The 24,475-nt window shown below is 56.0% G+C and carries 23 protein-coding genes; 20 read left to right on the forward strand and 3 right to left on the reverse strand.

Annotation, left to right across the window (positions count from 1 at the left end):
• Positions 1–118: 118 nt before the first annotated feature.
• From fadI to sixA, 3 genes are all read left to right on the forward strand, one after another.
• Positions 119–1,429 carry an acetyl-CoA C-acyltransferase FadI gene (gene fadI, locus V5P19_RS00965; protein WP_334399257.1) on the forward strand — a complete coding sequence of 437 codons (1,311 nt, stop codon included), beginning with the start codon at positions 119–121 and terminating at the stop codon, positions 1,427–1,429.
• Positions 1,429–3,576, forward strand: a complete 2,148-nt coding sequence (gene fadJ, locus V5P19_RS00970) for a fatty acid oxidation complex subunit alpha FadJ (RefSeq protein WP_334399259.1) — start codon at positions 1,429–1,431, stop codon at positions 3,574–3,576. The genes fadI and fadJ overlap by 1 nt, the downstream gene beginning before the upstream one ends.
• Before the next feature lie 209 nt (positions 3,577–3,785).
• Entirely contained in the window at positions 3,786–4,271 is a 486-nt protein-coding gene (gene sixA / locus V5P19_RS00975) for a phosphohistidine phosphatase SixA (RefSeq protein ID WP_334399260.1), read from the forward strand.
• A 48-nt stretch (positions 4,272–4,319) separates the two neighbouring features.
• Here the strand turns inward: sixA and smrB are convergent, their stop codons facing one another.
• Positions 4,320–4,871, reverse strand: coding sequence for an endonuclease SmrB (gene smrB, locus V5P19_RS00980; RefSeq protein ID WP_334399262.1), 552 nt, complete (start codon positions 4,869–4,871; stop codon positions 4,320–4,322).
• A 145-nt stretch (positions 4,872–5,016) separates the two neighbouring features.
• On the opposite strand from smrB, the gene prmB reads away from it, so the two are divergent.
• The 6 genes from prmB to V5P19_RS01010 are packed head-to-tail and all read left to right on the forward strand — an operon-like array spanning position 5,017 to position 9,565.
• Positions 5,017–5,949, forward strand: a complete 933-nt coding sequence (gene prmB, locus V5P19_RS00985; protein ID WP_334399264.1) for a 50S ribosomal protein L3 N(5)-glutamine methyltransferase — start codon at positions 5,017–5,019, stop codon at positions 5,947–5,949.
• A 60-nt stretch (positions 5,950–6,009) separates the two neighbouring features.
• A complete protein-coding gene (gene aroC / locus V5P19_RS00990; protein WP_334399266.1) occupies positions 6,010–7,095 on the forward strand; it encodes a chorismate synthase in 1,086 nt (361 codons plus the stop codon).
• Between the two features lie 2 nt (positions 7,096–7,097).
• Positions 7,098–7,922, forward strand: coding sequence for a penicillin-insensitive murein endopeptidase (gene mepA, locus V5P19_RS00995; protein ID WP_334399268.1), 825 nt, complete (start codon positions 7,098–7,100; stop codon positions 7,920–7,922).
• Entirely contained in the window at positions 7,922–8,734 is an 813-nt protein-coding gene (locus tag V5P19_RS01000; RefSeq protein ID WP_334399270.1) for a sulfite exporter TauE/SafE family protein, read from the forward strand. Before mepA ends, V5P19_RS01000 begins: the two co-directional genes overlap by 1 nt.
• On the forward strand, positions 8,731–9,276 hold the full coding sequence (locus tag V5P19_RS01005) for an elongation factor P hydroxylase (protein WP_334399272.1): 546 nt from the start codon (positions 8,731–8,733) through the stop codon (positions 9,274–9,276). The genes V5P19_RS01000 and V5P19_RS01005 overlap by 4 nt, the downstream gene beginning before the upstream one ends.
• 13 nt (positions 9,277–9,289) lie before the next feature.
• Positions 9,290–9,565 (forward strand): YfcL family protein, encoded by a 276-nt coding sequence (locus V5P19_RS01010; RefSeq protein WP_334399274.1) that lies wholly within the window; start codon positions 9,290–9,292, stop codon positions 9,563–9,565.
• A 64-nt stretch (positions 9,566–9,629) separates the two neighbouring features.
• Here V5P19_RS01010 and mnmC read toward each other — a convergent pair whose 3' ends face one another.
• Positions 9,630–11,627, reverse strand: coding sequence for a bifunctional tRNA (5-methylaminomethyl-2-thiouridine)(34)-methyltransferase MnmD/FAD-dependent 5-carboxymethylaminomethyl-2-thiouridine(34) oxidoreductase MnmC (gene mnmC / locus V5P19_RS01015; protein WP_334399276.1), 1,998 nt, complete (start codon positions 11,625–11,627; stop codon positions 9,630–9,632).
• 158 nt (positions 11,628–11,785) lie between these two features.
• Between mnmC and fabB the strand changes: the two genes are divergently transcribed.
• Positions 11,786–13,003: a beta-ketoacyl-ACP synthase I gene (gene fabB / locus V5P19_RS01020; protein WP_334399278.1), complete on the forward strand. Its 1,218-nt coding sequence runs from the start codon at positions 11,786–11,788 to the stop codon at positions 13,001–13,003.
• 67 nt (positions 13,004–13,070) lie between these two features.
• Positions 13,071–14,249 (forward strand): MFS transporter, encoded by a 1,179-nt coding sequence (locus V5P19_RS01025; protein WP_334399280.1) that lies wholly within the window; start codon positions 13,071–13,073, stop codon positions 14,247–14,249.
• 48 nt (positions 14,250–14,297) lie between these two features.
• Here the strand turns inward: V5P19_RS01025 and flk are convergent, their stop codons facing one another.
• The gene (gene flk, locus V5P19_RS01030) at positions 14,298–15,302 is read right to left on the reverse strand and encodes a flagella biosynthesis regulator Flk (protein WP_334399282.1); all 1,005 of its coding nucleotides are present in this window, start codon (positions 15,300–15,302) and stop codon (positions 14,298–14,300) included.
• Between the two features lie 113 nt (positions 15,303–15,415).
• Between flk and pdxB the strand changes: the two genes are divergently transcribed.
• The 9 genes from pdxB to purF all read left to right on the forward strand — a co-directional run bounded on the left by pdxB (position 15,416) and on the right by purF (position 24,421).
• Positions 15,416–16,552 carry a 4-phosphoerythronate dehydrogenase PdxB gene (gene pdxB, locus V5P19_RS01035; protein ID WP_334399284.1) on the forward strand — a complete coding sequence of 379 codons (1,137 nt, stop codon included), beginning with the start codon at positions 15,416–15,418 and terminating at the stop codon, positions 16,550–16,552.
• A 67-nt stretch (positions 16,553–16,619) separates the two neighbouring features.
• Positions 16,620–17,633, forward strand: coding sequence for an aspartate-semialdehyde dehydrogenase (locus V5P19_RS01040; RefSeq protein ID WP_334399286.1), 1,014 nt, complete (start codon positions 16,620–16,622; stop codon positions 17,631–17,633).
• Entirely contained in the window at positions 17,633–18,445 is an 813-nt protein-coding gene (gene truA / locus V5P19_RS01045; protein WP_334399288.1) for a tRNA pseudouridine(38-40) synthase TruA, read from the forward strand. Before V5P19_RS01040 ends, truA begins: the two co-directional genes overlap by 1 nt.
• A gap of 28 nt (positions 18,446–18,473) precedes the next feature.
• Positions 18,474–19,133 carry a DedA family protein gene (locus V5P19_RS01050; RefSeq protein ID WP_334399290.1) on the forward strand — a complete coding sequence of 220 codons (660 nt, stop codon included), beginning with the start codon at positions 18,474–18,476 and terminating at the stop codon, positions 19,131–19,133.
• Between the two features lie 154 nt (positions 19,134–19,287).
• The gene (accD, locus tag V5P19_RS01055; RefSeq protein WP_154849050.1) at positions 19,288–20,193 is read left to right on the forward strand and encodes an acetyl-CoA carboxylase, carboxyltransferase subunit beta; all 906 of its coding nucleotides are present in this window, start codon (positions 19,288–19,290) and stop codon (positions 20,191–20,193) included.
• Between the two features lie 68 nt (positions 20,194–20,261).
• Positions 20,262–21,530, forward strand: coding sequence for a bifunctional tetrahydrofolate synthase/dihydrofolate synthase (folC, locus tag V5P19_RS01060; protein ID WP_334399294.1), 1,269 nt, complete (start codon positions 20,262–20,264; stop codon positions 21,528–21,530).
• Positions 21,520–22,215: a cell division protein DedD gene (gene dedD, locus V5P19_RS01065; protein ID WP_334399296.1), complete on the forward strand. Its 696-nt coding sequence runs from the start codon at positions 21,520–21,522 to the stop codon at positions 22,213–22,215. Before folC ends, dedD begins: the two co-directional genes overlap by 11 nt.
• Before the next feature lie 166 nt (positions 22,216–22,381).
• Positions 22,382–22,870, forward strand: a complete 489-nt coding sequence (gene cvpA / locus V5P19_RS01070; RefSeq protein WP_000262116.1) for a colicin V production protein — start codon at positions 22,382–22,384, stop codon at positions 22,868–22,870.
• Positions 22,871–22,903: 33 nt separating this feature from the next.
• Complete coding sequence (purF, locus tag V5P19_RS01075; RefSeq protein WP_119937116.1) at positions 22,904–24,421, forward strand: amidophosphoribosyltransferase; 1,518 nt, start codon at positions 22,904–22,906, stop codon at positions 24,419–24,421.
• The last annotated feature ends 54 nt before the right edge of the window (positions 24,422–24,475 follow it).

A 24,475-nucleotide genomic window follows, 5' to 3' on the forward strand; every position in this document is an offset into this window, starting at 1 on the left:
CTCTGTGTTTTAGCTCGCACTTTTTTATTTCCCCGATTGGCTCAATGTAAAAAAATGGTTAAGACTATTATCAGGTCAGACCACTTTGTGTTGGCGCAAAATTTTACAGGGGAGCGTTATGAGTCAGGCATTACCGCTTATCACTCGTCAGGGTGATCGCATTGCCATTGTCAGCGGATTGCGTACGCCTTTTGCCCGTCAGGCGACGGCATTTCACGGTATACTGGCTGTCGATCTGGGGAAGATGGTGGTGGGAGAAATGCTGGCTCGCAGCGAAATACCGCCAGAGGTCATCGAACAGCTGGTGTTCGGCCAGGTGGTACAAATGCCTGAAGCCCCCAATATCGCGCGTGAAATTGTTCTCGGCACCGGCATGAACGTTCACACCGATGCCTATAGCGTCAGCCGCGCCTGCGCGACCAGTTTCCAGGCGGTAGCTAACGTGGCCGAAAGCCTGATGGCAGGCACCATTCGCGCTGGCATTGCGGGCGGCGCAGACTCTTCTTCGGTACTGCCCATCGGCGTAAGCAAAAAGCTGGCGCGCATCCTGGTGGATGCCAATAAAGCGCGCACAGCGGGGCAAAAGCTCAAACTCTTCTCGCGTTTACGTCTTCGGGATCTCATGCCCGTACCGCCCGCCGTAGCCGAATATTCCACCGGTCTGCGCATGGGCGACACGGCCGAGCAGATGGCGAAAACCTACGGCATTACGCGTGAGCAGCAGGATGCGCTGGCCTATCGTTCACATCAGCTCGCCGCAAAAGCTTGGTCGGAAGGCAAACTGGCCGACGAGGTCATGACCGCCTATATTCCGCCGTATCGCGAACCGCTTGCGGAAGATAACAACATTCGCGGCAGCTCGACGCTGGCGGATTATGCCAAACTGCGTCCGGCATTTGACCGCAAGCACGGTACCGTGACGGCGGCTAACAGCACGCCGCTGACGGACGGTGCAGCTGCGGTGATCCTGATGACTGAATCCCGTGCCAAAGAATTAGGCATAAAGCCGCTGGGATATCTGCGCAGCTACGCTTTTACGGCGATTGATGTCTGGCAGGATATGCTGTTAGGACCTGCCTGGTCCACGCCGCTGGCGCTAGAGCGCGCGGGGCTGACGCTTGCTGATGTGACGCTAATTGATATGCACGAAGCCTTTGCTGCGCAGACTCTGGCGAACGTACAGCTGCTAGCAAGCGAGCGTTTTGCTCGCGATGTCCTTGGCCGCGCGCACGCCACCGGAGAAGTCGACCTGAGCAAATTCAACGTGCTGGGCGGTTCCATCGCCTACGGCCATCCGTTTGCGGCGACGGGGGCACGTATGATCACCCAAACATTACACGAACTGCGTCGCCGCGGCGGCGGTTTTGGTCTCGTCACCGCCTGCGCGGCGGGCGGCTTGGGTGCGGCAATGGTTCTGGAGGCTGAATAATGGAAAGGGTATCTGCATTTAATATGACGGTCCGCCTCGATAATGTGGCCGTCATTTCCATCGATGTGCCGGATGAAAAGATGAATACCCTGAAGGCCGAATTTGGCGTTCAGGTCCGCGCGATGCTCAAACAGATCCGTGAAAATAAAGCGATTCGCGGCCTGGTGTTTATCTCGGCGAAGCCGGATAACTTTATTGCTGGAGCGGATATCAACATGATCGCCCAGGCACAAAGCGCTCAGGATGCTGAGGATCTGGCGCGTCAGGGGCAGCAGGTCATGGCGGAGATCCACGCCCTGTCGATCCCGGTAATTGCCGCGATCCACGGCGCGTGTCTTGGGGGCGGTTTAGAACTCGCCCTCGCCTGCCACAGCCGCATTTGTACCGATGATGCGAAAACGGTGCTGGGGTTGCCGGAAGTGCAACTTGGGCTGTTGCCGGGCTCTGGCGGTACGCAGCGTCTGCCGCGTCTGGTCGGCGTGAGCACGGCGCTGGAGATGATTTTAACCGGCAAGCAGCTGAGGGCCCGTCAGGCGCTGAAAGCAGGCCTGGTTGATGACGTCGTCCCGCACGCAATTTTGCTTGAGTCTGCCGTTGCACTGGCGGTGAAAGGTCGCCAGGCCAAGCGCCCTCTACCCGTGCGTGAGCGCGTGCTGGCGGGTCCCTTGGGGCGTGCCTTGCTGTTCAACATGGTGCGTAAAAAGACAGAACAAAAAACCAAAGGCAACTACCCGGCGGCAAAGCGCATTCTTGAGGTCATTGAAACCGGGCTATCGCAGGGCAGCAGCAGCGGCTATGCCGCTGAGGCAAAAGCCTTTGGTGAACTGGCGATGACACCACAGTCGCAGGCGCTGCGCAGTATCTTCTTTGCCAGCACTGACGTGAAAAAAGATCCAGGGAGCGAAGCTGAGCCCGCACCGCTCCGCACCGTGGGGATTCTGGGCGGCGGACTGATGGGCGGCGGAATTGCGTTTGTTACTGCAAGCAAAGGCAAATTGCCCGTGCGTATTAAAGACATTAACCCTAAGGGAATCAACCACGCACTGCAGTACAGCTGGCAAAACCTTGATCAAAAGGTCAAACGCCGCCATATCAAGGCCAGCGAGCGTGATAAAACGCTGGCGATGATCACCGGTACTACGGACTACAGCGGTTTTGCGGAGCGCGATCTGGTCATTGAAGCGGTATTTGAAGACCTGGCGCTTAAGCAACAGATGGTGGCGGATGTCGAACAGCACTGTGCGTCGCACACCATTTTTGCGTCGAACACGTCGTCATTACCGATTGGCGATATCGCGGCAAAAGCAGCGCGCCCCGAGCAGATCATAGGGCTCCACTTTTTTAGCCCGGTAGAAAAAATGCCGCTGGTGGAGGTGATCCCACATGCTGCAACCAGCCCGCAAACCGTTGCAACGGTGGTGAAGCTGGCGAAAAAACAGGGCAAGACCCCGATAGTGGTGGCCGATCGGGCGGGGTTCTACGTGAACCGCATTTTGGCTCCCTACATTAACGAAGCAATGCGACTCCTGACCGAAGGGGAAAAAATTGAGCACGTCGATGAGGCGTTGGTAAAGTTTGGTTTCCCTGTTGGCCCAATCCTACTTTTGGATGAGGTAGGAATAGACACCGGCACTAAAATTATACCTGTGCTGGAAGCTGCTTATGGCGATCGTTTTAGTCCGCCTGCAAACATTGTCTCTGCAATTTTGAAGGACGATCGCAAAGGCAGAAAAAATGAACGCGGTTTCTATCTTTACGCTGCAAAAGGGCGTAAAAGCAAGAAACAGGTCGACCCCTCAGTTTATGGGCTTATTCCCGTTGAGGGGCAGGGGAAATTGTCGGCTACGCAGTGTGCGGAACGTTGTGTCATGATGATGCTTAACGAAGCTGCCCGTTGCTTTAGCGAGCAGGTTATCAAAAACGCACGCGACGGCGACATCGGTGCTGTGTTCGGTATTGGTTTCCCGCCGTTCCTTGGCGGCCCGTTCCGTTATATGGATACCCTTGGTGCGGGTGAAGTGGTTGCTATTCTGCAACGTCTGGCCACGCAGTATGGTCCACGGTTTACACCTTGTGACCCATTATTGCAGATGGCGGAACGGGGCCAAACTTTTTGGCCAGCAAGAGAAACTGTCCTCGTAAGTTGAGGTCAGAGAAGGGTAAATCCCGACGTGGGTGAGCCTGTTTTGGCGAATTTATAAACAGAGATTGACTATACTTACGCCAATGAGGTAAAAAACAGCGTTTCATTCACCGAATGGATCAGGCACAATGCCCGGCCATCGGGTTTTCTACCTCGCGGTAGTTATTGCGGGTAGTCGACGCCGGTGATTCTGGTTAACAAAAGCGGTGCAATATGCAAGTTTTTATCATGCGTCACGGCGACGCGGCACTCGATGCCGCCAGTGACTCAGTACGTCCTTTGACCGTCTGCGGCTGCGACGAATCTCGTCAGATGGCTACCTGGCTGAAAGGTCAAAAAGTGGACATCGAACGCGTTCTGGTGAGTCCGTTCCTGCGTGCGGAACAGACGCTGGATGTAGTAGGGGAGTGTATGAACCTGCCAGCCAGCGTAGATGTTCTTCCTGAACTCACGCCGTGTGGCGATGTCGGTCTGGTGAGTGCATACCTTCAGGCTCTGTGCAATGAAGGTGTCGCTTCCGCGCTGGTCATTTCTCACCTGCCGCTGGTCGGGTACCTGGTATCTGAGCTGTGCCCGGGCGAAACGCCTCCGATGTTCACGACTTCCGCTATTGCCAATGTTTCGCTCGACGAAACGGGCAAAGGGGTCTTCAACTGGCAAATGAGCCCGTGCAACCTGAAGATGGCAAAAGCTATCTGATGTGACGTGCGATATGGCGGGGTGCAAAACACGCTTCCCGCCATCCTGTCAGGGCAGCTCCGGTGGCTGCCACTCCTCAACCTCAATCAACACCAGCAATGCGGCATCTCCGCCGTACTCTTTGGGTGCCTGATGAAAAGCCATCACGTGTGGATGCTGAGCCAGCCACAGCGGCGTCTGTTGTTTAAGAATGTGTTTACCGTGCCCGTGCATCACACAGGTGCAAAAGACATGCTCGCGCCGACAGGCGGCAATTAACGCCCCCAGCTCCTGTTTCGCCTGCATCTGCGTTAACCCATGCAGATCGAGAAACAGCTCCGGCGAGTAATCCCCACGACGAAGTTTTTTCAACTCAAAATGGCTGACGTCTTCACGGACATACTTAATTGCGCCCTGCGTATTCAACAGCGGCTGAAATTCATCCGAAAAATAGTGGCTGTTATCTGCCTGTTCCTGGAGAAGTCGTTTGACCGGCACCTCGGTTATTTTTTTACGCTGAGGACGATGGACTATGGTGTCCTGCCTGATTTGACGCGTCCCGGTCATAAGCTGTCGGAAGAGTGTCTGGTCCTCCTCGCTGAGCGGTGTTTTCTTTTTCATTCGTCATTCTCATCTCGTATTTCGGATAGTGTACCCGACTAAACGCATTTTTTAACCTCAAGCGGTACGCGTCATTGCTGATTTATCGCCGTCTTCATGGCAAACTAGCCGCCGAAAATTATGCGAGCATGCCCTGGAGGAAAGAGTGGATAAAATTTTTGTCGATGAAGCAGTAAACGAGCTGCATACCATACAGGACATGTTGCGCTGGTCGGTTAGCCGCTTCAGCGCCGCCAATATCTGGTACGGACACGGCACCGATAACCCGTGGGATGAGGCGGTACAGCTGGTACTTCCGTCGTTGTACCTGCCGCTGGATATCCCGGAAGACATGCGTAGCGCGCGTCTGACTTCCAGCGAAAAACACCGCATCGTTGAGCGCGTGATCCGCCGCGTCAACGAGCGTATTCCCGTCGCCTATCTGACCAACAAAGCTTGGTTCTGCGGCCACGAATTTTATGTTGATGAACGTGTGCTGGTGCCGCGCTCGCCGATTGGCGAGCTGATCAACAATCATTTCGATGGCCTGATTAACCATCAGCCGCAGCATATCCTGGATATGTGTACCGGCAGCGGCTGTATCGCCATCGCCTGCGCGTATGCTTTCCCGGAAGCGGAAGTGGACGCGGTAGACATCTCGACCGACGCGCTTGCCGTGACCGAGCACAACATTGAAGAGCACGGTCTCATCCACCACGTTACGCCAATTCGCTCTGACCTGTTCCGCGACCTGCCGACGCTGCAATACGATCTGATAGTCACCAATCCGCCGTATGTTGATGCGGAAGATATGTCCGATCTGCCAAATGAATATCGCCACGAGCCAGAGCTGGGTCTGGCGTCAGGATCTGATGGCCTGAAGCTGACGCGCCGTATTCTGGCCTGTGCGCCGGATTACCTGACCGACCACGGTGTTCTGATTTGTGAAGTGGGCAACAGCATGGTACATCTGATAGAGCAGTACCCGGATGTGCCGTTCACCTGGCTTGAGTTCGACAACGGCGGTGACGGCGTCTTTATGCTGACCAAAGCGCAGCTTCTCGCCGCGCGTGAACACTTCAGCATTTACAAAGATTAATCCAGCGGGCTTCGGCCCGTTTCACAACGCTCACACACAAATAACGACATCGGAGCCGTGATGGCAGGAAACAGTATTGGACAATTATTCCGCGTAACCACCTTCGGTGAGTCGCACGGGCTGGCGCTGGGCTGTATCGTTGACGGCGTACCGCCAGGCATCGAACTGACCGAAGCCGATCTACAGCACGACCTCGACCGTCGTCGTCCGGGCACCTCTCGCTACACCACGCAGCGTCGCGAGCCGGACCAGGTTAAAATTCTTTCCGGCGTTTTCGAAGGCCGCACCACCGGGACCAGCATCGGTCTGTTGATTGAAAACACCGATCAGCGTTCCCAAGACTACGGTGCCATTAAAGACGTCTTCCGTCCGGGTCATGCCGACTACACCTATGAGCAAAAATACGGTTTCCGCGACTATCGCGGCGGCGGGCGTTCGTCCGCGCGCGAAACCGCGATGCGCGTGGCGGCAGGAGCCATTGCCAAGAAATACCTGCAGCAGAAATTCGGCATTGCGATCCGCGGCTGTCTGACCCAGATGGGCGATATTCCGCTGGCGATCAAAGACTGGGACCTGGTTGAACAAAACCCGTTCTTCTGCGCGGATGCCGACAAGCTGGACGCGCTGGATGAACTGATGCGCGGCCTGAAAAAAGAGGGTGACTCCATAGGCGCTAAAGTCACCGTGGTCGCTGACGGCGTGCCGCCAGGCTGGGGTGAGCCGGTGTTCGATCGCCTGGACGCCGACATCGCCCACGCAATGATGAGCATCAACGCGGTGAAAGGCGTTGAAATTGGCGACGGTTTTGACGTCGTTCAGCTTCGCGGCAGCCAGAACCGCGATGAGATTACCAAAGACGGTTTCCAGAGCAACCATGCCGGTGGCATTTTGGGCGGGATCAGCAGCGGGCAGCAGATTGTCGCCAATATCGCGCTGAAGCCAACCTCCAGTATTACCGTGCCGGGCCACACGATTAACCGTTCTGGCGAAGAAGTTGAGATGATCACCAAAGGACGTCACGATCCCTGCGTTGGGATCCGCGCAGTGCCGATCGCAGAAGCCATGCTGGCGATCGTGCTGATGGATCACTTCCTGCGCCAGCGCGCGCAGAATGCGGATGTGACGACCACCATTCCACGCTGGTAAACATGAAAAAAACCGCAATTGCTCTGCTGGCGCTGCTCGCCAGTGGAGCCAGTCTGGCCGCGACGCCGTGGCAGAAAATCACCCATCCGGTGGCCGGGAGCGCGCAGTCTATCGGTGCGTTCTCGAACGGCTGTATTGTTGGCGCTCAGGCGCTTCCGCTTCAGTCTGATACCTACCAGGTGATGCGCACTGACCAGCGCCGCTACTTCGGTCACCCGGATCTGGTGCTGTTTATCCAGCGTCTGGGAAATCAGGTGCATAACCTGGGGCTGGGTACGATGCTGATTGGCGATATGGGAATGCCTGCAGGTGGCCGCTTCAACGGTGGGCACGCCAGCCACCAGTCCGGGCTGGACGTTGATATCTTCCTGCAGTTGCCGAAAGCGCGGTGGAGCGCTGCCCAGCTGTTAAAACCGCAGGCCCTGGATCTGGTCGCGCGCGACGGAAAAAGCGTTGTGCCGTCGCTCTGGACACGGGATGTTTCCAGCATGATCAAGCTGGCGGCGGAAGATAATGACGTCACGCGGATTTTTGTTAATCCGGCTATCAAGCAACAACTCTGTCTGGATGCGGGAACCGACCGTGATTGGCTGCGTAAAGTGCGCCCGTGGTTCCAGCATCGTGCGCATATGCACGTCCGTTTACGCTGCCCGGCGAACAGTCTCGAATGTGAAGATCAGCCGCTTCCACCGCCGGGCGATGGCTGTGGTGCGGAACTGCAAAGCTGGTTTGAACCGGCCAAACCTGGAACCTCTAAGCCTGAGAAGAAGACACCGCCTCCGTTGCCGCCTTCCTGCCAGGCGCTACTGGATGAGCATGTACTTTAATGGATAATTTCGTCGAACTGTTTATGGTGTCACCGACGCTGCTGGTGGTGCTCTTTTTTGTTGCGATGCTGGCCGGTTTTATCGATGCCCTCGCGGGGGGCGGTGGTTTGCTAACCGTCCCGGCGCTGCTGGCGGTGGGCATGAGCCCTGCACAGGCGCTTGCGACGAACAAACTGCAGGCCTGTGGCGGGTCACTCTCGGCGTCACTCTACTTCATTCGTCGCAAAGTGGTGAATCTTGCCGATCAGAAGCTCAATATTCTGATGACCTTTATCGGCTCCACTTCAGGTGCGCTGCTGGTGCAGCACGTGCAGTCTGATATCTTGCGTCAAATCCTGCCCATACTGGTTATCTGCATCGGCCTGTATTTTTTACTGATGCCAAAACTCGGTGAAGAAGACCGCCAGCGTCGTCTGCACGGCTTGCCGTTTGCGCTTATCGCTGGGGGCTGCGTCGGCTTTTACGATGGCTTCTTCGGGCCGGGGGCAGGTTCATTTTACGCGCTGGCGTTCGTGACGCTGGCCGGGTTTAACCTGGCTAAATCTACTGCTCATGCCAAAGTTCTCAACGCCACGTCGAACGTGGGCGGTCTGCTGCTGTTTATCATCGGGGGCAAGGTTATCTGGGCAACGGGCTTTGTGATGATGGCAGGACAATTTTTAGGCGCGCGCGTGGGCTCGCGCCTGGTATTAAGCAAGGGGCAAAAGCTGATCCGTCCGATGATTGTTGTGGTATCGGCGGTGATGAGTGCCAAGCTACTTTTCGACAGCCACGGACAGGAGATCCTCCACTGGTTGGGGATGAACGCATGAACAGTACGCATAATTATGAACAGCTGATTGAGATTTTTGACGGCTGTTTTGCCGGTGATTTTAATACCCGTCTGATTAAAGGCGACGACGAACCGATCTATCTTCCTGCTGATGCCGAGGTGCCGTATAACCGCATCGTGTTTGCGCACGGCTTTTATGCCAGCGGAATGCATGAGATTTCGCACTGGTGTATTGCGGGAAAAGCGCGCCGCGAGTTGGTGGACTTCGGCTACTGGTATTGCCCGGACGGTCGCGATGCCGCGACGCAGGGGCAGTTTGAAGATGTTGAGGTAAAACCGCAGGCGTTAGAGTGGTTGTTCTGCGTGGCGGCGGGCTTCCCGTTCAACGTCAGCTGCGACAACCTCGAAGGTGACGTTGAGCCAGACCGTATTGTCTTCCAGCGCCGCGTGCACGCGCAGGTGATGGAATATCTTGATAAGGGTATCCCGGAACGTCCGGCGCGCTTTATCAAGGCGTTACAAAATTATTACCACACGCCGGATATCACGGCGGAATGCTTCCCGTGGCCGGAAGATCTTTAACTGAGGAAAGAAGATGATCGCAGAGTTTGAATCACGCATTCTGGCGTTAATTGATGACATGGTGGAACACGCCAGTGATGATGAGCTGTTCGCCAGCGGTTATCTACGTGGTCACCTGACGCTCGCCGTTGCCGAGCTGGAAGCAGGGGACGATCACTCTGCCGAAGCGGTTCACGAAGAGGTGAGCCGCAGCCTGGAGAAAGCCATTCAGGCGGGCGAGCTCTCTCCCCGTGACCAGTCATTAGTGCTCGGCATGTGGGACAATTTGTTCCAGCAGGCTAAACGCTAAGTCGGCACGTTCACTTCCCTCTCCCCTTTCGGGAGAGGGCTAGGGTGAGGGGCCAGGCCGCACTTTACTTAACCAATTTCCCCTTTAGCAACTTCCTTACCCACAAACGATTTGGATTGAGTCCTGCCAGGGTAATGCTGTCCAGCGGTATCGGTTCATTGCTCATTTGCGCGGCAAGGACTTCCGCCAACAGCGGCGCAGAACACAGCCCACGCGATCCCAACCCCCCAAGCATAAACAGCTCCGGATAAACCGGTGCGCCCACCGCAGTTTGTCGGTTCTCAGCAAGATCCTGATAGGCCTCAAGCGTAGCGCCATAATTCGGTACATTTCCCACCATCGGCAGATGGTCACGGGTGGCACAGCGTACGCCGCAGCGTGCATCGCCTGCGCTGACATCAACCTGTTTCGCCCAGGTCGCCTCAGGGAAACAGTCAATCAAGCGCTGGCGATTTTGCTGCTGATCGTCTTCACGGTAATGCATGTTGGTTTCACCGCGATGATAGCTGGCACCGATGCAGTGGTGGCCATTTGACGGGTTTTGCGGCGTCAGATAGCCGTCGTAACAGAGCACCTGGCGTAATTTTTCCAGCGCCTGCGTGGTGGGGATGTGGCTTACCTGACCCCCGACCGGATAAACGGGCAGCGTTTCTGTCTGGCAAAACTGGCTGATAGTGTGCCCGTTTGCCAGCACAACGCTGGCATGCTGCGCCTGCGTGCTATCAGCAAAGTGAAGATGCCATTTCTCGCTCCGGCTAAGTGACTCAACCTTGTGGGCATAGTACACAGAAAGTCCGTGCGACTGTGCAAGGGCTATCGCCGCTGCCGTCAGTTCCGCAGGACACAGCCAGCCGCCGAGCGGATAGTGAATACCGTCGCAGCCAGCGTCAACGCCAGCGATGTCAGCAATCTGCTGCGCGGTTACCGCGTGGGCGATCGCTTCCGGTAAGCCCAGCGACAGCATTTGCGTGATTTTTTGCTGGCTTTTCTCATCCCAGCCAAGCTGCGTGACGCCGCACCAGTCATGAGCAAACGCGACGGGCAGCGTGTCATACAGGCGTCGGGCGAAGGTGAAGGCCGCCGGGAAGAACTGGCTCAATGCCGGATCGTGGGCGCTCAGCAGGGGATAGAGCGCCCCCTGACGATTACCGGACGCCCCCGCTGCCGGTGCGTCATCGGCACAGTAGAGCGTTACCTGCCAGCCGCGATGCAAAAGGGCGAGCGAGAGCAGGGCGCTGGCAATGCCTCCACCGACTATTGCCACCTCACGGGATGCGCTAGCACTGCGGGCAAACCAGGGAGCCTGTACGGGGACCGTCAGCGCCTGTTCCATATCGCCGACCAGCATGTCGCGCTTGCGGCCAAAGCCTTTGGTCTTTCGCATCGTAAAGCCCGCTTCCTGCAATCCGCGACGAACAAATCCAGCCGAGGTGAAGGTGGCTAGCGTAGCGCCGGGACGCGCCAGGCGCGCCATTGCGTCGAACAGATGTTGGCTCCACATATCCGGATTTTTAGCGGGAGCAAAACCATCCAGGAACCAGGCGTCAACTATCTGATTCATCGAGTCGTCGAGTTTATCCGTCAGGTCATTAATATCGCCCAGCCATAAATCCAGCGTTACGCGCCCGCCGTCCAGCAGCAGGCGATGACAACCGCCAATGGCCGGTGGCCATTGGGACTGAAGCTGCGCTGCCCAGGGCGCAAGCTCCGGCCAGTGTTGATGGGCTAGCAGCAGATCGTGCGCGGTAAGCGGGAATTTTTCAAAACTGACGAAATGTAATCTTTGGAGCGTAGCCTCAGGATGGGTAGCGCGAAACCGATCGAACGCCTGCCAGAGGGTAAGAAAGTTCAGCCCGGTGCCGAATCCGCTTTCCGCCACGACAAACAGGCTGCGCGGATGCGTCGGGAAACGGGTGCTAAGATGGTTTCCTTCAAGGAAAACATAACGGGTTTCTTCCAGTCCGTTATCATTAGAAAAATAGACGTCATCAAAATCTCGGGAAACAGGTGTACCCTCAGCGTTGAATTCGAGGTTGGCGGGTTGTATAGCGTTTTGTTTCACGTAAGTTACTCGTCTGACAGGCAGTGGCACGATCTTAACGATGTGAGTCCGTTGGTGCAAATTTCCACAGAAATTGGCTGATCGGACTTGTTCGGCGTACAAGTGTACGCTATTGTGCCACTCGAAACTTATTATAGTGCGACTTACAGAGGTATTGAATGAAACGTGCAGTGATTACTGGCCTGGGCATCGTTTCCAGCATCGGTAATAACCAGCAGGAAGTCCTGGCATCTCTGCGTGAAGGACGCTCCGGGATCACTTTCTCTGAAGAGTTTAAAGATTCGGGCATGCGTAGCCACGTATGGGGTAACGTCAAACTGGATACCACCGGTTTGATTGACCGCAAAGTGGTTCGTTTCATGAACGATGCCTCTATTTATGCCTATCTCTCCATGCAGGAAGCTATCGCTGATGCGGGTCTGAGCGAAGAGGTTTATCAGAACAACCCACGCGTTGGCCTGATTGCCGGTTCCGGCGGCTCGTCTAAAGCACAGGTCTTCGGTGCTGACGCGATGCGTAGTCCGCGCGGCCTGAAAGCGGTGGGTCCTTACGTTGTGACCAAAGCGATGGGCTCTGCGGTTTCTGCTTGCCTGGCAACCCCGTTTAAAATCCATGGCGTTAACTACTCAATCAGTTCCGCGTGTGCGACGTCTGCACACTGTATCGGTAACGCGGTTGAGCAGATCCAACTGGGTAAACAGGACATCGTGTTTGCTGGCGGCGGCGAAGAGCTGGGCTGGGAAATGGCCTGTGAGTTCGACGCGATGGGCGCACTGTCCACCAAATACAACGAAACCCCGGAAAAAGCATCCCGTACCTATGATGCTCACCGCGACGGTTTCATCATCGCTGGCGGCGGCGGTATGGTTGTGGTTGAAGAGCTGGAACACGCTCTGGCACGCGGTGCACACATCTATGCTGAAATCGTTGGCTACGGCGCAACGTCCGATGGCGCTGACATGGTTGCACCTTCAGGCGAAGGCGCGGTGCGCTGCATGAAGATGGCAATGCACGGCGTTGATACCCCAATCGACTACCTGAACTCCCACGGTACGTCTACTCCGGTAGGCGACGTGAAAGAGCTGGGTGCGATCCGTGAAGTTTTCGGCGACAACAGCCCGGCTATCTCTGCAACCAAAGCCATGACCGGCCACTCACTGGGTGCGGCAGGCGTGCAGGAAGCTATCTACTCACTGCTGATGCTGGAAAATGGCTTTATTGCGCCAAGCATCAACATCGACGAGCTGGACGAGCAGGCGGCTGGCCTGAACATCGTGACCAAGCCGACTGACGCGACATTGACTACCGTTATGTCCAACAGCTTCGGTTTTGGCGGAACTAACGCCACGCTGGTTATGCGTAAGCTGAAAGCATAAGCGTTTGAATGTAGACTAAAAGGGAGCCTGTGGCTCCCTTTTTTTATGCCTGAACATGGAGTTATGCATGACGGCCGTTACCTCAGAAAAAAAACTCTCCTCCGGGAACACCTCGCTGTTCCGCATCGCGTTTGCGGTGTTCCTGACCTACATGACCGTTGGCCTGCCGCTGCCGGTGATCCCGCTATTTGTTCATCAGGAACTGGGCTATGGCAACACCATGGTGGGTATTGCCGTTGGTATTCAATTTTTAGCCACGGTATTAACCCGTGGTTATGCCGGACGTCTGGCGGATCAGCACGGAGCAAAACGCTCGGCGCTACAGGGAATGTTTGCCTGCGGCCTGGCGGGGGGCGCATGGCTGCTGGCCGCACTTCTGCCGGTGGACGCGGCATATAAGTTCGCACTGTTGGTGCTCGGGCGTCTCATCCTCGGCTTTGGCGAAAGCCAGCTGCTGACCGGTACCCTGACCTGGGGGATGGGGCTGGTTGGCCCTGCGCGTTCAGGCAAGGTTATGTCATGGAACGGTATGGCTATCTATGGCGCACTGGCCGCTGGCGCACCGCTGGGGCTGCTGATCCACAGCCATTTTGGCTTTGCAGTGCTGGCGGGTACTACGATGGTGCTGCCGCTGCTGGCGTGGGCGTTTAACGGTTCAGTACGTAAGGTACCTGCCCATAAAGGCGAGCGTCCTTCTCTGTGGAGTGTGGTGGGACAAATCTGGCAGCCTGGTCTGGGCCTGGCCCTACAGGGCGTCGGCTTTGCGGTGATTGGCACCTTCGTCTCGCTGTACTTTATGAGCCGCGGCTGGGCGATGGCGGGCTTTACGCTTACGGCATTTGGTGGTGCGTTTGTGCTGATGCGCGTGCTGTTCGGCTGGATGCCGGATCGCTTCGGCGGCGTAAGGGTTGCCGTGGTTTCTCTGGTGATTGAAGCCATAGGCCTGGTCCTGCTATGGCAGGCACCGAATGCATTCGTCGCATTGCTGGGGGCAGCATTGACCGGCTGCGGCTGTTCGCTGATCTTCCCGGCGCTCGGCGTTGAGGTCGTGAAGCGCGTCGCCCCGCAGGTGCGTGGCACGGCGCTGGGTGGCTATGCAGCGTTTCAGGATATTTCGTACGGTATCACCGCACCGCTGGCAGGGCTGCTGGCGACGTCGTTTGGTTACCCTTCCGTATTTCTGGCGGGAGCGGTTTCCGCGGTCGTGGGGATCGTAGTGACGCTGGTGGCATTTCGTAAGGCGTAGAGAACGGTGTTTACGGGCCCGGTAAGCTTCACGCCACCGGGCACAGCGTCACGCAACCAGCCAGAAAATCGCCAGCGCAATCATCAACGCAATAAACAGCAGACCCGGCCGGGCGGAAAGCGTTTTAAACGTATCTACCACGGGCGCGAACAGTGGGCTATATATCGGCTGAATGTTGCGAACCTCTGGCGCGCCATTTTCACGCTCGCCGCGACGAACGAAGATCTGATTCAGTAAATCCTGTACCTGCGATGTCGTCAGTACCGTTTGCGGTGTGGCCTGCCAGTTCTGCTGGGCGTAATCACGTATTGCGTCAAACTCGCGCGGTTCAAGCGGTTGTTTCAGCGCGGCCTGGACCGTGTGCAGGGTAGGGGCACTCTGGGCGCTGAGCGTCTGGCGCGCCTGCAGCCAGGTGACCAAGTGCGTAAACTGTTTGGCGGGGATCAGCTCACCGCTTTTCACGCCGGACAGTTCCAGCATCGACTGCCAGATAAGTTTTGTCGGTTCGCCCGTAGCGGCGGCCAGTCGGGTCACCATCTGCTTAAGCGTATTGTGCTCCGCAGGCTGTAGCGGACGCTCGGTTGCCGGACGCTGCTGCGGCTGTGGAATAGACAGTTGGTTGTTTTGCAGCAGGGTCAGTACGGTTTTGAGCTGTTCCGGCGTCAGCTGGCTCAGCGCAGTATGTCCGAACTGTTGTCGAATAAAATCGCTCACCGCCTGGCGGTTATTCCCCTGGCCCAACAGCTCGGTCAGCTGGGATACGGTCTGTCGCATGGTGTGATTTTGCTGCGCGGTGCTCAGACGCTGATTCAGATTCTGCTCGGCGGCAGGGAAATGGCGCGATTGCAGCGGCGCATCGTTTTTCACCCCCAGATCGTGTTTTACCCCCGCCCAGACTTCAGCGTTTTGCTGTGACGTCAGCGCAATCAGGCGCGTGATCAGTCGCTCCAGCACGGTGCGCTGTTGCGTGGAAAGCGGTTGTTCACCTGCGACGTTGGGCGTTACGGGGCCTTCACCCGGAGGGCGAGGCGGCGTACCTGAAATGGGCTGCATCGGCAAAAATCCTTAAAGTCTAAACTCAGCGTTAACCCGGCATACGTATATGCCTGGCGGCGAGATTATGGCACACTTGATGGGTTTTCTTCCTCTCAAACAGGTACTCAGACGTGAAAATCCTCGTTGATGAAAATATGCCTTACGCCCGTGAGCTGTTTAGCCGCCTCGGCGACGTTAAGGCTGTCCCTGGCCGCCCCATTCCGGTAAACGAGCTGGATGATGCTGATGCCCTGATGGTGCGCTCGGTGACCAAAGTAAATGAGGCGTTGCTCTCCGGCAAAGGGATTCAATTTGTCGGCACCGCTACGGCAGGGACGGATCATGTGGATGATGCATGGCTTAAGCAGGCAGGGATTGGTTTTTCGGCCGCGCCAGGCTGTAACGCTATCGCGGTGGTGGAGTATGTATTCTCTTCCCTGCTGATGTTGGCAGAGCGTGACGGCTTTGCGTTGAAGGACCGCACCGTGGGCATTGTCGGCGTAGGCAACGTGGGTGGACGCCTGCAAAAGCGTCTTGAGGCGTTGGGCATTCGCACCCTGCTGTGTGACCCGCCGCGGAAAGACAACGGCGATCGGGAAAATTTCCACTCGCTGGACGAGCTGGTTGAACAGTGCGATGTGCTCACTTTCCACACGCCGCTCTTTAAAGAGGGGCCGTATACGTCGCTGCATCTTGCTGACGAAACGCTTATCCGTCGCCTAAAGGCTGGCACTATTCTGATAAATGCCTGCCGTGGCCCTGTTGTCGATAACGCCGCGCTGCTGACATGTCTGGAAGAGGGGCAAGACCTCAGCGTGGTGCTTGACGTCTGGGAGCCAGAGCCCGATCTCAACGTTGCGCTGCTGAATAGGGTGGACGTGGGTACCGCGCATATCGCCGGTTATACTCTCGAAGGAAAAGCGCGCGGGACGACCCAGGTCTTTGAGGCCTACAGCGCCTTTATTGGACATCCGCAACAGGTGGCGCTGGATACGCTACTGCCTGCGCCTGAATTCGGGCGGATTACCCTTCATGGCCCGCTCGATCAGGCAACGCTGAAAAGGCTGGTGCATTTGGTGTATGATGTGCGCCGCGATGACGCACTGCTGCGTAAATCGGCGGGTATTCCGGGTGAATTTGACAAGCTGCGCAAAAATTATGTTGAGCGTCGCGAATGGTCTTCCCTGTACGTGATGTGCGACGACGCGTCGGCAGCGACGCTTCTGCACAAACTGGGTTTTAACGCCGTTCATCACCCGGCGCGTTAATGTCTTCTTAATGCTCCCTGTTGGATACTCCGACAGGGACGCTTTTTTATTTCTGGAGTAAACCACCATGTCTGAAGGCTGGAACATTGCCATTTTGGGTGCCACTGGCGCCGTGGGCGAAGCCCTGCTTGAAACCCTTGCTGAGCGTCAGTTCCCGGTGGGCGATATTTATGCGCTGGCACGTACCGATAGCGCGGGTGAGCATCTGCGCTACAACGGTAAATCCGTCAGGGTTCAGGATGCCGCAGAGTTTGACTGGACCCAGGCGCAGCTGGCGTTTTTTGCCGCAGGTGTTGAGGCTACGGCCGCTTATGCTGAAGAAGCGACCAACGCGGGCTGTCTGGTGATTGATCTTAGCGGCCTGTTCTCCCTGGAGCCAGACGTGCCGCTGGTTGTGCCAGACGTGAATCCGTTTGTTCTGGCAGACTACCGCAATCGTAACATCATTGCGGTACCCAACAGCCTGACCAGCCAGCTGCTTACCGCACTGAAACCGCTGATCGACGACGGTGGCCTGTCGCGTATTACCGTCACCAGCCTGCTGTCAGCTTCTGGCAACGGTAAAAAAGCGGTCGATGCGTTGGCGGGGCAGAGCGCGAAGCTGCTAAACGGCATTCCGATTGACGAAGATGATTTCTTTGGCCGTCAGCTGGCGTTCAACATGCTGCCTCTGCTGCCCGATCGCGAAGGATCCGTGCGTGAAGAACGTCGTATCGTCGATGAAACCCGTAAAATCCTGCAGGATGACGGCCTGATGATCTCCGCCAACTGCGTGCAGTCGCCCGTGTTTTACGGACACGCGCAGATGGTGGGTTTTGAAGCACTGCGCCCGCTGGCGGCGGAAGAAGCACGTGACGCGTTTGGCCGTGGCGAAGATATCGTGCTGTCTGAAGAGGGAGAGTTCCCCACTCAGGTGGGCGACGCGAGCGGCAGCGCGCATCTCTCTGTTGGCTGCGTACGTAACGATTACGGTATGCCGGAGCAGGTACAGTTTTGGTCCGTAGCCGACAACGTCCGCTTTGGTGGCGCGTTAATGGCGGTTAAAATTGCGGAAAAACTGGTGCAGGAGTACCTGTACTGATGTCAGAAGTGGAACAAAAGCCGGTTCATAAAATTGCCCTCGGCATTGAGTACGATGGCAGTAAATATTATGGCTGGCAGCGTCAGAATGAGGTGCGCAGCGTCCAGGAAAAGCTGGAAAAAGCGCTTACTCAGGTGGCAAACGAGCCGATTAACGTCCTGTGTGCAGGACGTACCGATGCCGGTGTTCACGGCACGGGTCAGGTGGTTCACTTTGAAACCACCGCGGTTCGCAAAGACGCCGCATGGACGCTGGGGGTAAATGCGAATTTACCTGGTGACATTGCCGTTCGTTGGGTGAAAGCTGTGCCGGATGATTTTCATGCGCGCTTCAGCGCCACCGCGCGCCGCTACCGCTACGTCATTTATAACCAGCGCCTGCGTCCTGCGGTGTTAAGCCAGGGCGTAACGCATTTTTATGAACCGCTGGATGCAGATCGTATGCATCGTGCGGCGCAGTCGTTGTTAGGAGAAAATGACTTTACGTCGTTCCGTGCGGTGCAGTGTCAGTCCCGTACGCCGTGGCGTAATGTCATGCACATAAACGTCAGCCGTTTTGGCGCGTATGTGGTGGTGGATATCAAAGCCAATGCCTTTGTACATCATATGGTGCGGAATATTGTAGGCAGCCTGATGGAAGTAGGTGCCGGACACCAGCCGGAGAGCTGGATTGCAGAACTGCTGGCAGCGAAGGACAGAACGCTTGCAGCAGCAACGGCGAAAGCGGAAGGGCTGTATCTGGTCTCGGTGGACTACCCGGATCGGTTTGACCTGCCAAAACCGCCAATGGGCCCGCTGTTTTTAGCGGACTAAACGAAGGTGCAATTAAGGCTTAAACAATATGGACGTAATACGTTTTCTGATTGATTTCATTTTGCATATTGATGTTCACCTGGCGGAGCTGGTCGCGCAGTATGGCGTCTGGGTCTACGCCATTCTGTTCCTGATCCTGTTTTGCGAAACTGGCCTTGTCGTCACGCCGTTTCTTCCGGGGGATTCACTGCTGTTTGTGGCAGGTGCGCTGTCAGCGCTGCCAACCAACGATCTGAATGTGCACCTGATGGTGGCACTGATGATTATCGCGGCGATTATCGGCGATGCGGTCAATTACACCATTGGGCGAGTGTTTGGTGAACGGCTATTCAGTAATCCGAATTCGAAAATTTTCCGCCGCAGCTATTTAGACAAGACCCACGCGTTTTATGAACGCCATGGCGGTAAAACCATTATCCTTGCGCGCTTTGTGCCTATTGTGCGTACATTTGCGCCGTTTGTGGCGGGAATGGGACATATGTCCTATCGTCATTTTGCAATGTATAACGTGGTTGGTGCGCTGCTGTGGGTGCTGCTCTTTACCTACGCGGGCTATCTGTTTGGCGATCTTCCGGTCGTTCAGGAAAACCTTAAGTTACTGATTGTAGCGATTATTGTTCTCTCTGTATTGCCAGGCGTGATTGAAATTATTCGTCACAGACGTGCGGCAGCAAAACAAACGAAGTAAATGCGCATCGGCGGTTCGACCACTTTTTTATCCAAAGTTTCGGGCTGTTATGTTTTAATGTGCAACATTCATGGTCTGTTGGAGGCAAAAATGGCATTATTCGCCTCTTATAGCAAAACTGGCATACGACCAGGTTCAGGCAGAAAGGTTATCAATGAGCTGGATTGAACGAATTAAAAGCAACATTACCCCGACTCGCAAAGCGAGCATTCCTGAAGGGGTGTGGACGAAGTGTGATAGCTGCGGCCAGGTTCTGTATCGTGCAGAATTGGAACGCAATCTTGAGGTTTGTCCTAAATGTGACCACCACATGCGTATGTCGGCGCGTAACCGCCTGCATAGCCTGCTGGACGAAGGTTCTCTGGTAGAACTGGGTAGCGAGCTTGAGCCGAAAGATGTGCTGAAGTTCCGCGATTCCAAAAAATACAAAGATCGTCTGGCCTCTGCCCAGAAAGAGACCGGCGAGAAAGACGCCCTGATCGTCATGAAAGGCACCCTGCACGAGATGCCGGTTGTTGCTGCAGCGTTTGAGTTCTCCTTTATGGGCGGCTCAATGGGTTCAGTGGTCGGCGCGCGTTTCGTACGTGCTGTTGAGCAGGCTCTTGAAGACAACTGTCCGCTGATCTGCTTCTCCGCCTCGGGCGGCGCGCGTATGCAGGAAGCGCTGATGTCCCTGATGCAGATGGCGAAAACCTCTGCGGCGCTGGCAAAAATGCAGGAACGTGGTCTGCCGTACATCTCTGTGCTGACCGACCCAACCATGGGTGGCGTATCTGCAAGCTTTGCGATGCTGGGCGATCTGAACATCGCTGAGCCAAAAGCGCTGATTGGCTTTGCCGGTCCTCGCGTAATCGAACAGACCGTTCGAGAAAAACTGCCGCCGGGCTTCCAGCGCAGTGAATTCCTCATCGAGAAAGGCGCTATCGACATGATCGTCCGCCGTCCGGAAATGCGCCTGAAATTGGCAAGCGTTCTGGCGAAGCTGATGAATCTTCCGTCGCCGAGCCCGGATGAGCCGCGCGAAGGCGTGGTTGTACCGGATCAGGAACCCGAGGCCTGATAACTGAAAAGGGCAGGGCCGGTCGGCGCTGCCCTTTTGCTTTCTAAACCGTTAAAGAACCGGGCATCATGGAAAATAAAAGCATTCCCCAAGCCACGTCGCCCCTGGTCGCGTGGCTTTCTTATCTGGAAAATCTGCACAGTAAAACCATCGATATGGGGCTTGAGCGCGTAAGCCAGGTCGCGATGCGTCTCGACGTGCTGAAGCCAGCCCCCTTCGTGTTTACCGTTGCAGGCACCAACGGTAAAGGCACCACCTGCCGTACGCTGGAATCTGTCCTGATGGCCGCTGGCTACAGGGTGGGGGTGTACAGCTCTCCGCACCTGGTGCGTTATACCGAGCGGGTACGCGTGCAGAATACCGAGCTGCCGGAATCGGCGCACGCGGCGTCGTTTGCGGAAATTGAAGCCGCGCGCGGTGAGATCTCATTAACCTATTTTGAATACGGTACGCTTTCGGCGCTGTGGCTGTTTAAACAGGCCCAGCTGGACGTGGTGATCCTTGAAGTCGGTCTCGGCGGGCGTCTTGATGCCACCAATATGGTGGATGCTGATGTTTCCGTGGTCACCAGCATCGCGCTGGACCATATCGACTGGCTGGGGCCAGATCGCGAAAGCATTGGCCGCGAGAAGGCCGGTATTTTCCGCGCGGGCAAGCCTGCCGTCGTGGGTGAACCTGACATGCCGCACACCATTGCAGATGTTGCAAAAGAGAAGGGCGCTCAGCTTTTGCGCCGCGGCGTAGACTGGCAGTATGAGGTTCAGGACGGCGGTTGGCGTTTCTGCGATACCCAAGGCACACTGGACAACCTGCCGCTGCCGCAGGTACCGCAGCCTAACGCGGCGACCGCGCTGGCGGCGCTGCGTGCCAGTGGACTGAAGGTCAGCGAGCAGGCCATTCGTGAGGGCATTCAGAACGCGATCCTGCCGGGACGTTTTCAGATTGTCAGCGAGTCACCGCGGGTGATTCTGGACGTGGCGCACAACCCGCATGCGGCGGCGTATCTCGCAGGACGTCTCAAATCGTTACCAAAAACTGGGCGCGTGCTGGCGGTTATCGGTATGCTTCATGATAAAGATATCGGCGGTACGCTTGCCTGCATGGAGACTGTGGTCGATAGCTGGTATTGTGCTCCTCTGGAAGGGCCACGTGGCGCCACTGCTGAACAGTTGATGGAACATCTCAGCGAAGGCAAAATCTTTACAAGCGTGGTTCAGGCCTGGCATGCCGTGATGGCGGATGCTAAACCAGAAGATACCGTGCTGGTGTGTGGGTCATTCCACACGGTGGCACATGTCATGGAAGTAATGGACGCGGGGAGAACCGGTGGCGAGTAAGTTTCAGAACCGTTTAACAGGAACCATTGTGCTGGTCGCGCTCGGGGTGATTATTCTTCCGGGACTGCTCGACGGGCAGAAAAAACATTATCAGGATGAGTTTGCAGCCATTCCGCTGGTGCCAAAACCGGGCGATCGCGACGAGCCGGATATGCTGCCTGCTGCAACGCAGGCGCTTCCTGCCCAGCCGCCGGAAGGTGCTGCCGAAGAGGTGCGCGCAGGTGATGCGGCTGCACCATCGCTGGACCCGTCGCGTCTGGCGGCGAATACCAACAGTGAGATCGATCCTGTTCCGGTTGAGCAGCCAAAACCGGTAGAAAAACCAAAGCCCGTTGAGAAACCGCAGCCTAAGCCACAGCGTGATAAAACCGCAGAGCAGCTGGCCGCCGCGTCAGAGACGCCGCCTCCGGCAAAATCGACTCAGCCAGATGCTGCGCCAACGGCTAAAGCCTATGTTGTCCAGCTCGGCGCGCTTAAAAATGCCGATAAAGTCAACGAGGTAGTGGGTAAACTGCGCGCTGCGGGATACCGTGTTTACACTTCACCTTCCACACCGGTGCAGGGTAAAATTACCCGTATCCTTGTGGGCCCGGAAGCCTCTAAAGATAAGCTGAAAGGTTCACTGGGTGAACTGAAGCAAATCTCCGGTTTGAGCGGCGTGGTGATGAACTATAGTGCGAACTAAGTCCGACCTGCTCCCTTAAAGAGAGAGGCGGAAAGGGACGGCGTTGAACATTTTTTCAGCGCCTTTTTTATTTACGCGCGGGAAGGAAATCCCTACGCAAACGTTTTCTTTTTCTGTTAGAATTCGCCCCGAACTGGATGACAGGGCGTTAAATCGTGGGACACATATGGTCTGGATTGATTACGCCATCATTGCGGTGATTGGTTTTTCCTGTCTGGTTAGCCTGATCCGTGGCTTTGTTCGTGAAGCGTTATCGCTGGTAACATGGGGTTGTGCTTTCTTTGTTGCCAGTCATTACTACACTTACCTGTCTGTCTGGTTCACGGGCTTTGAAGATGAACTGGTCCGAAACGGAATCGCCATCGCGGTGCTGTTTATCGCGACGCTGATTGTTGGCGCTATCGTCAATTACGTGATAGGTCAGCTGGTCGAGAAAACCGGTCTGTCAGGAACGGACAGGGTGCTCGGGATCTGTTTCGGCGCACTGCGAGGCGTGCTGATTGTGGCCGCGATACTGTTCTTCCTGGATACCTTTACCGGGTTTTCAAAAAGTGAAGACTGGCAGAAATCGCAGCTGATTCCAGAATTCAGCTTCATCATCAGATGGTTCTTTGACTATCTGCAAAGCTCGTCGAGTTTCTTGCCCAGGGCGTAAGCTCTGAGATGTGGCTTAACGAGGAAAAGACGAATGTGCGGTATTGTCGGTATCGCCGGTTTCATGCCGGTAAACCAGTCTATTTATGACGCGTTATCGGTGCTCCAGCACCGTGGTCAGGATGCTGCGGGTATCATCACCATTGATGCACACAACTGCTTCCGTTTACGCAAGGCGAATGGCCTGGTAAACGATGTGTTTGAAGCTCGCCATATGCAGCGTCTGCAAGGTAATATGGGGATTGGTCACGTTCGTTATCCTACTGCTGGCAGTTCCAGCGCCTCTGAGGCTCAGCCTTTCTACGTCAACTCACCGTATGGCATCACGCTTGCCCACAATGGCAACCTGACCAACGCGCATGAGCTGCGTAAGAAGCTGTTCGAAGAGAAACGTCGCCACATTAACACCACCTCTGATTCTGAAATCCTGCTCAATATTTTTGCCAGCGAGCTGGATAATTTCCGTCACTACCCGCTGGAAGCTGACAACATCTTTGCTGCCGTTGCCGCGACAAACCGCCTGATCCGCGGTGCATACGCCTGTGTGGCGATGATTATCGGTCACGGGATGGTTGCCTTCCGGGATCCAAACGGCATTCGTCCGCTGGTGCTCGGTAAGCGCGATCTTGGCGATGGCCGTACCGAATATATGGTGGCCTCTGAAAGCGTGGCGCTGGATACCCTGGGCTTTGAATTCCTGCGCGACGTTGCGCCGGGCGAAGCGGTTTACATCACTGAGAAGGGCCAGCTGTTCACCCGCCAGTGTGCAGATAACCCGGTCAGCAACCCGTGCCTGTTCGAATACGTTTACTTTGCTCGCCCGGACTCGTTTATCGACAAAATTTCCGTATACAGCGCGCGCGTGAATATGGGGACCAAGCTGGGCGAGAAAATTGCCCGCGAGTGGGACGACCTGGACATTGACGTGGTGATTCCTATCCCGGAAACCTCCTGCGACATCGCGCTGGAAATTGCCCGCATACTGGATAAGCCATACCGTCAGGGCTTCGTTAAAAACCGCTACGTTGGCCGCACCTTCATCATGCCGGGCCAGCAGCTGCGTCGTAAGTCCGTGCGCCGTAAACTGAACGCCAACCGTGCAGAATTCCGCGACAAGAACGTGCTGCTGGTGGATGACTCTATTGTGCGTGGCACCACGTCTGAGCAGATTATCGAGATGGCGCGTGAAGCCGGTGCGAAAAAAGTGTACCTGGCCTCTGCGGCACCGGAAATCCGCTTCCCGAACGTGTACGGCATTGATATGCCAACCGCGACGGAGCTGATCGCTCATGGCCGTGAAGTGGACGAGATTCGTCAAATCATCGGGGCCGACGGTCTGATTTTCCAGGATCTGAACGATCTGATCGACGCGGTGCGCGCTGAGAACCCGGATATTCAGCAGTTCGAATGCTCGGTGTTCAACGGCGTTTATGTCACCAAAGACGTTGATCAGCAGTATCTCGACTACCTTGATTCACTGCGTAATGACGATGCGAAAGCTGTCCAGCTGCAGAACGATCTTGAAAGCTTAGAGATGCACAACGAAGGTTGATGTCTCCGCAAGTGAGGGCGTTCGCCCTCACTTGCAACTCCCCGTAAAATCCTG

Source organism: Enterobacter sp. UNJFSC 003, from assembly GCF_036903355.1.
Lineage (GTDB): Bacteria > Pseudomonadota > Gammaproteobacteria > Enterobacterales > Enterobacteriaceae > Enterobacter.